This is a genomic window from Inquilinus sp. OTU3971 (assembly GCF_038440215.1).
In genome coordinates, this window is sequence record NZ_JASATH010000302.1 from 1 (window position 1) to 5923 (window position 5923).

Genomic DNA, 5923 nt, shown 5'->3' on the forward strand with positions numbered 1-5923 from the left:
AAACTTTCTCAGATCCAAAGCCCCGATGCACCCTCTCAGTGTGAGAATTCCGGGCTAGCAGGGGTCATGACAAGAGTAGGCCGTAGGCATCCGGAATCTGTGAACGGATTGGCAACATGCGGCCGCGGGGGTCTTCCGCAGGCTTGCCACCTCTTTCGCAAACCGATTGTCATTCGGATTTCCATGGACGAGGTTTGTGAAAGCGCCGACGCGGCCGTTCTCCGTCGGGCCAGTCAAACCCGCGACAACCCTCGTTTCTGAAAGCCTCCAATCGCGCGCGTTCACATCCGTTCCCAGATGTCGGATGCCTACGCACAGTTCTTGTAACGAGCCCAACACGCTCAAATACATCTGCATCACGACCAGCGCAAATTTCGGCAACATGGTCAGCATGGCGCTGGCGGCGCCGCTGCTGCCATTTCTCCCGCTCGCCGCCAAGCAGATCCTTCTCAACAATTTCCTCTCCGATGTACCGTCCATCGCGATCTCAACCGACAACGTCGATCCGGAAACCGTTACGCGGCCCCAGCGGTGGAAGATCCGGGACGTGCGGCACTTCATGATCGTCTTCGGACTGGTCAGTTCCGTCTTCGATCTGCTGACATTCGCGATCTTGCTCCTTATCTTTCATGCTGATGAAGCGACATTTCAGACGACATGGTTCATCATTTCGCTATTGACCGAACTCGCCGTTGTCCTTGTATTGCGAACGCATCGGCCAGCGTTCCGTAGCATACCGAGCCGCGTGCTAATGTGGACTACCGTCGTCGTCAGCCTCGCCGCCCTTTCCATCCCCTTCCTCGGGTCCCTTGCCTCGGCGTTCGGGTTCGTGCGGCTGTCAGCGCTCGAGATGGGGTCGGTGCTGGTCATCCTCGCTGGTTACATCGCAGCGACGGAAGGGGTGAAAGCATGGTTCTACCGAAGGCACGAAACACCCCTCAAAGGGGCTGGGCGACACCCGCCGGCTTTGGCCAAAGGGAGTCCTGCCCAACGTATTCGGCGATAGTTACTGTCCAAACATCGGCCCCTCCCAGCATTCGGAAAGACGCAGCCGCGTCTCAACCAGTTGGCCTCTGCGTTTATCGAGGGTACCCGCGGCTGCTCGTGCTCTTTCGCGACGGCGCCGGTCGAACCCGTCGAGCCCAACGAGCGGCATTGTCACGGAAACTTTGACGGAGTGAGCCGCGTCGCGGTAGGGCAGGGGCATGCAGCCGATTTCCTATGCCCGTCATCAGTACCCGCCAGCGATCATCCGGCGTGCCGTGTGGCTGTATCTGCGGTTCACCTTGAGGGGTAGTGTGAACGTCGCTGCGAAAGTGGCCATTCGAATAAATCTGTCGCTATTTGGCCGCATCTGGAAAACATATTGCGAGCCTGGGTCGCCGAAGCCGGTCACGCTCCAAAACCGCTGGATGCGATAGTAACCTGGTCTGGATCTTTCGGTAACTATGTTGTGCGGTGTGAATAGGCACCAGGTTGGGCCCTCAGTATCGCGCGAAATCAGGCACTTACCGCGCTGATCGTCACCGGGACCCCATGCCGATTTACAGGGAGGTCTTCTTCTCGAGGTCCCGTTCCATGAGGGATGCCTCTTTGAAAGTCCCGGCGCCGCTTCGCTTCATGATCATTTCACCTCGATCCTGCGTGGTTTTGCCTTCTCGGCTTTGGGAAGCGTCAAGGTCAGCACGCCATCCTTCAACTCTGCACTGATAGCGGTCTGATCGATCTTGCTCGAAATCTGGAAGCTCCGGACGTAATGACCGATATTGTACTCCGTATAGACTGGCCGCAGCTCCTCGTATGTCGAGTGATCGATCCGCCCTTCGATCTTCAGGAGATCGTTCTCGATTCCGACATCAATATTGTCTCGGGTGACACCAGGAATTTCCAGCACGACAGTAAGCGACTGGTCGGTCTCGAAGATGTCGGTTACCGGCAAAAACGAGCGCGTCGGCGTTGTGCTTTCCTGCTTCTTCTCGACCTCGCGCTTCTGTTGAACCTGCAGTTCTTGTTTCGATGCCATGGGGACTCTCCAGCATGGATGTCTGCTATCGGATAGCGATAGTTCGCGGCTTGTCACTTTCGGCCCTGGGGATGAACAGCGCCAGCACGCCCTCTTGGTAGTCCGCCTTGACGGCATCCGGATCGATTTGAATTGGGACCGAGATCGTCCGATCAAACGTGCCCCAAATGCGCTCGCGCCTATGGATGCTGGCGCCTTCGTCGTATTGAATGGTCTTTCGCCCCGAGATCCGGATCGTGTTCTCCTTTGCCTCGATCTCGAGATTGTTCTTGTCCATCCCGGGCAGTTCGACGATGGCAACGAAATCGTCGCCCTGTTGGAAGATGTTGATGGGCGGGAAACTGCCCGTGCCGCTCGTGCGACTGCCCATCCAGTCGCTCGATATCCGCGCATCGAGTGCTCTTTGGATCGCAAGGAGCGCCTCGAACGGATCTCCGAACCTGTTGATCATGAGCTACCTCCTGGCGTGTAGGCCCAATGCGGACGATCAAGATCGCCCAGACCCCATCACGCCGTTGACGATAGGATCAATTGGAACGATTGCCCGTCCGGCATTTCCTCTTGTTTAGAGAATACGCCAAATCGAATAGTCGGACTTGATCTGCGTCAAAATTTTTGAAACCAGGAAAGAGGTCGAGCGGAGCGACTTGTCACGTTGTCGAGCATGACCGCTTCAGCGTGTCAGATGACAACTGCTTCGGATCAGGCTGTGGGAGCATCAGACTGTGAACGGGTCTCCGTGCGTGGCCGTGGCAGTCCCCGTGCGATCAATGGTTTGCGTTGCCGATCGACACCGGGACCTTGTGCCGATCCACAAAAAAGAGGGTCGGCTGCCATCTGGACCGTGTTCACGCTGCCATCAGACATCGGCGCCTCCATCAATCCGTTGCTCGAGAACTGTCCCGGTGTAGAGCGCGCGCGGCAGATTGGCCAGATCGACGAGCACAAGCGTGATACGCGAGTTGCGGACCGCCGCTCGGCCGTAAGTCAACGACTGTCCCGCAGGCTGAGGATGTAAGTGGCGACGTTGCTGATTTCCTCAGCGTTCAGTACCAGGTTCGGCATTGCACGATGCGGCGTCCGAAGGAAGATGGACACGGCCGTTCCGGTCATCCCAGGCACCGCGGCAATCGTTTCGAATCTCGGCGCTTGCGGATTTGGGGACGAGGCCTGTCCCCGCTCGACCGCATGGCACGATGCACACACTCGCTCGGCAAGTTCACGGCCCTGGAGCGGATCGCCCACCTCCTGGGCGCTGACGACCGTCGGCATAGTCGAAAGGGCTACCCCGAGGGCGAGGCCAGGCAGACGTCGCATGATCACCTCTCTTGTGATGCCCCAAGCCGCAGCCGAAACCGAGGCGTCGGAGCCGAAACAGGCCCAATATACATGACGTGGCGAGACAGCCGCCGCGGCAAGTGCCTACGACAGGCGCGGAATTGATCGACGGCGGCAAAGGGGGCGCCGGCATCCTCTAACGGACTGCTTTGCCGCAGCCGCGGGTTGCCGGTAATGGCCGAGGCCTCCGCCGGGGGCGACACCGGGCAGATCCGCCGTCCTCAGGGTCAGGGCGACGGCCCTCGCATCGCGCAATGTCGGAGACGCAGCCGCGCGACCCTGCAGGGCGTGGAAAGGAGCCGCGCTGCGCCCCCGCGGCCGGTCCACCCCACGCGGCACGGCAGTGAGGCGTTCTAGGCGCTACGTCGGCAGCCCCCCGAGGCACTGCCCCGTCTCATGACAGCGGCCAGGAAGATGACCGGGCTTCGTTGGGCGCGCCCCTGCCAGCGCCCTCCGTCTGACGCCGGACAGAGCGCAGCATAGCCCGCGGCGCCAGATCGTTGGATCGCCAGGGCCGAGGAGTGGGCCGCCCACCCGGCGTGGTGCGTCGCCCAGCCCGCCAAGCGGCGATCGCCGTGTCGGTGAATCACACCGTCAAGCTCCCGCGCTGCCGCAAAGCGGCGTCAGACTTCGCCCATTCCGCTATCCGGTAGCCGCTGCTTTGGGATGGGAGCGACGGCGGTCCTGATTGACCATGAACGGCGCGGTCGGCATCCTGGAAACACGGAAGAGGCGCCCTCCTGCGCGGCCCAGCTCCGAGCGCCAACCGGCCGATCCGTGCAACAAAGTGGCCGCCGCGGCCGGTCCGTGCGTTCTCCGGCCGGTACCGCCGCACGGCACAGGGGGGAACGGTGAGCGAAGACCCATACGAGATCCTGGGCGTGACGCGCGACGCCCCGCCGGAGGAGATCCGCAAGGCCTACCGCCGGCTCGCCCGGAAGCTGCACCCGGACCTCAATCCCGGCGACCATGCAGCCGAGGAGCGGTTCAAGCAGGTCTCGGCGGCCTACGACCTGGTCGGCGATGCCGGGAAGCGCGCCCGGTTCGACCGCGGCGAGATCGACGCCTCGGGCGCCGAACGGCCACGCTTCTACCGTGACTTCGCAGGCGCCCCCGGCGCGCAGGGCCACGCCTATGCGACCGATGCCGGCTTCGCCGATTTCGCCGATGCGGATGAGGTGCTCGCCGAACTGCTGGGGCGCCGCGGCCGCAGCCGCTTTCAGGGCCGCGGGCCAGACCTGCATGCACGCCTGCGGGTGGAGTTCCTCGACTCGGTCAACGGCACGACGAAGCGGCTGACGCTGCCGGACGGCTCGACGGTGGAGGTCACGGTACCGCCCGGGATCCGCGACGGGCAGGTGCTGCGTCTGCGCGGCAAGGGTGGCGCGGGCACCGGCGGCGGACGGCCTGGCGACCTGCTGGTGGAGGTCGAGGTGGGACCGCACCGCCACTTCGTGCGCAAGGGCGACGACATCCACCTCGACCTGCCGGTGAGCCTGCACGAGGCGGTGCTCGGCGGCCGTATCGAGGTGCCGACGCCGGCCGGCCCTGTGGTGATGACGGTGCCGAAGAGGTCCAATAGCGGGACGACGCTTCGGCTCAAGGGCCGCGGCGTGAAGCGGGCCGATGGTTCGCGCGGCGACGCCTATGTGACGCTCGTGATTGTGCTGCCCGACGGGCCGGATCCCGAACTCGAGGCCTTCGCCGCAGGTTGGGAAGCGGGCAAGGCGCATGACCCGCGGGCAGGGGAGGCGTGAAATGTACGAGATCGACGAGTTCTTGCTGCTGGTCCGGCTTGATGCCGCCGCGCTCGAGGCTTGGATCGAGGCCGGCTGGCTGGCGCCGCGCGGACGGGACGCGGGGCCAGCCTTCTCCGAGCTCGACGTCGCGCGTGCTTGGCTGATCCGGGAGTTGCGGGAGGATCTGGAGGTGAACGACGAGGGCGTTGCGGTCGTCCTCGGCCTGATTGACCAGATTCATGGTCTGCGCGGCGCCCTGCGGCGGCTGTCCGCGGGTCTCTCAGCCTTGCCCGAGCCGTTGCGGCGCGAGCTGCTGGCTGAGTTGCGGGGCGAAGCCGAAGATCCGATCGGCGACAGGCCACCCGGTGCGGCTTGACCTGGTTCTCCGGCCGGCGGCGCCGGCCAGGGCCCGCGAGCTCGCCAGCCAGGCCGGAATCGGCCGGACCAGGCTGGCCACAGGCAGGCCCTGACCTCATCGATTGGCATTCGGGGCGCTCATGACTCTCATTGGACGGAGGCCCGGACGCCGATCGGCTGCCGAAATCCTCGGGGTGACCACATATTGCCGGACTACGACAGCAAGCTGATACACAGCTCGATCAAATCGCATCACGATGTCGCCTGCACATCGGAGGCGCGCCGAGGCGTCTTGATCCGGAGCGGCATTGTCACGGGAACTTTGACGGAGTGAGCAGCGTCGCGGTAGGGCAGGCGCATGGAGCCGATTTCCTACGCCCGTCATCAGTTCGCGCCGGCGGCGATCCGACACGCCGTATGGCTCTATCCCGGATATCTCACTGCGTGGCGAGGCAGTGCGTCGGTG

General features: G+C 63.2%; 6 protein-coding genes. 3 read left to right on the top strand and 3 right to left on the bottom strand.

Annotated features, from left to right (window positions below):
- The first annotated feature begins 196 nt into the window (after nt 1-196).
- Entirely contained in the window at nt 197-1006 is an 810-nt protein-coding gene (locus AAHM41_RS38270) for a cation transporting ATPase C-terminal domain-containing protein (RefSeq protein ID WP_342241884.1), read from the top strand.
- A 618-nt stretch (nt 1007-1624) separates the two neighbouring features.
- Here AAHM41_RS38270 and AAHM41_RS38275 read toward each other — a convergent pair.
- The 3 genes from AAHM41_RS38275 to AAHM41_RS38285 form a co-directional block, all read right to left on the bottom strand.
- Complete coding sequence (locus AAHM41_RS38275; protein WP_342241885.1) at nt 1625-2023, bottom strand: Hsp20/alpha crystallin family protein; 399 nt, start codon at nt 2021-2023, stop codon at nt 1625-1627.
- A gap of 25 nt (nt 2024-2048) precedes the next feature.
- The gene (locus AAHM41_RS38280; protein ID WP_342241886.1) at nt 2049-2474 is read right to left on the bottom strand and encodes an Hsp20/alpha crystallin family protein; all 426 of its coding nucleotides are present in this window, start codon (nt 2472-2474) and stop codon (nt 2049-2051) included.
- A gap of 536 nt (nt 2475-3010) precedes the next feature.
- Nucleotides 3011-3340, bottom strand: coding sequence for a c-type cytochrome (locus AAHM41_RS38285; RefSeq protein WP_342241887.1), 330 nt, complete (start codon nt 3338-3340; stop codon nt 3011-3013).
- 872 nt (nt 3341-4212) lie between these two features.
- Here AAHM41_RS38285 and AAHM41_RS38290 point away from each other — a divergent pair.
- Entirely contained in the window at nt 4213-5118 is a 906-nt protein-coding gene (locus AAHM41_RS38290; RefSeq protein ID WP_342241888.1) for a J domain-containing protein, read from the top strand.
- Between the two features lies 1 nt (nt 5119).
- Entirely contained in the window at nt 5120-5476 is a 357-nt protein-coding gene (locus tag AAHM41_RS38295) for a chaperone modulator CbpM (protein ID WP_342241889.1), read from the top strand.
- Nucleotides 5477-5923: the final 447 nt, after the last annotated feature.

Bases quoted from the DNA above. Each gene is read 5' to 3' on its own strand.
- AAHM41_RS38295 (WP_342241889.1), top strand. From the start codon at position 5,120: ATGTACGAGATCGACGAGTTCTTGCTGCTGGTCCGGCTTGATGCCGCC.
- AAHM41_RS38285 (WP_342241887.1), bottom strand. From the start codon at position 3,340: ATGCGACGTCTGCCTGGCCTCGCCCTCGGGGTAGCCCTTTCGACTATG.
- AAHM41_RS38280 (WP_342241886.1), bottom strand. From the start codon at position 2,474: ATGATCAACAGGTTCGGAGATCCGTTCGAGGCGCTCCTTGCGATCCAA.
- AAHM41_RS38275 (WP_342241885.1), bottom strand. From the start codon at position 2,023: ATGGCATCGAAACAAGAACTGCAGGTTCAACAGAAGCGCGAGGTCGAG.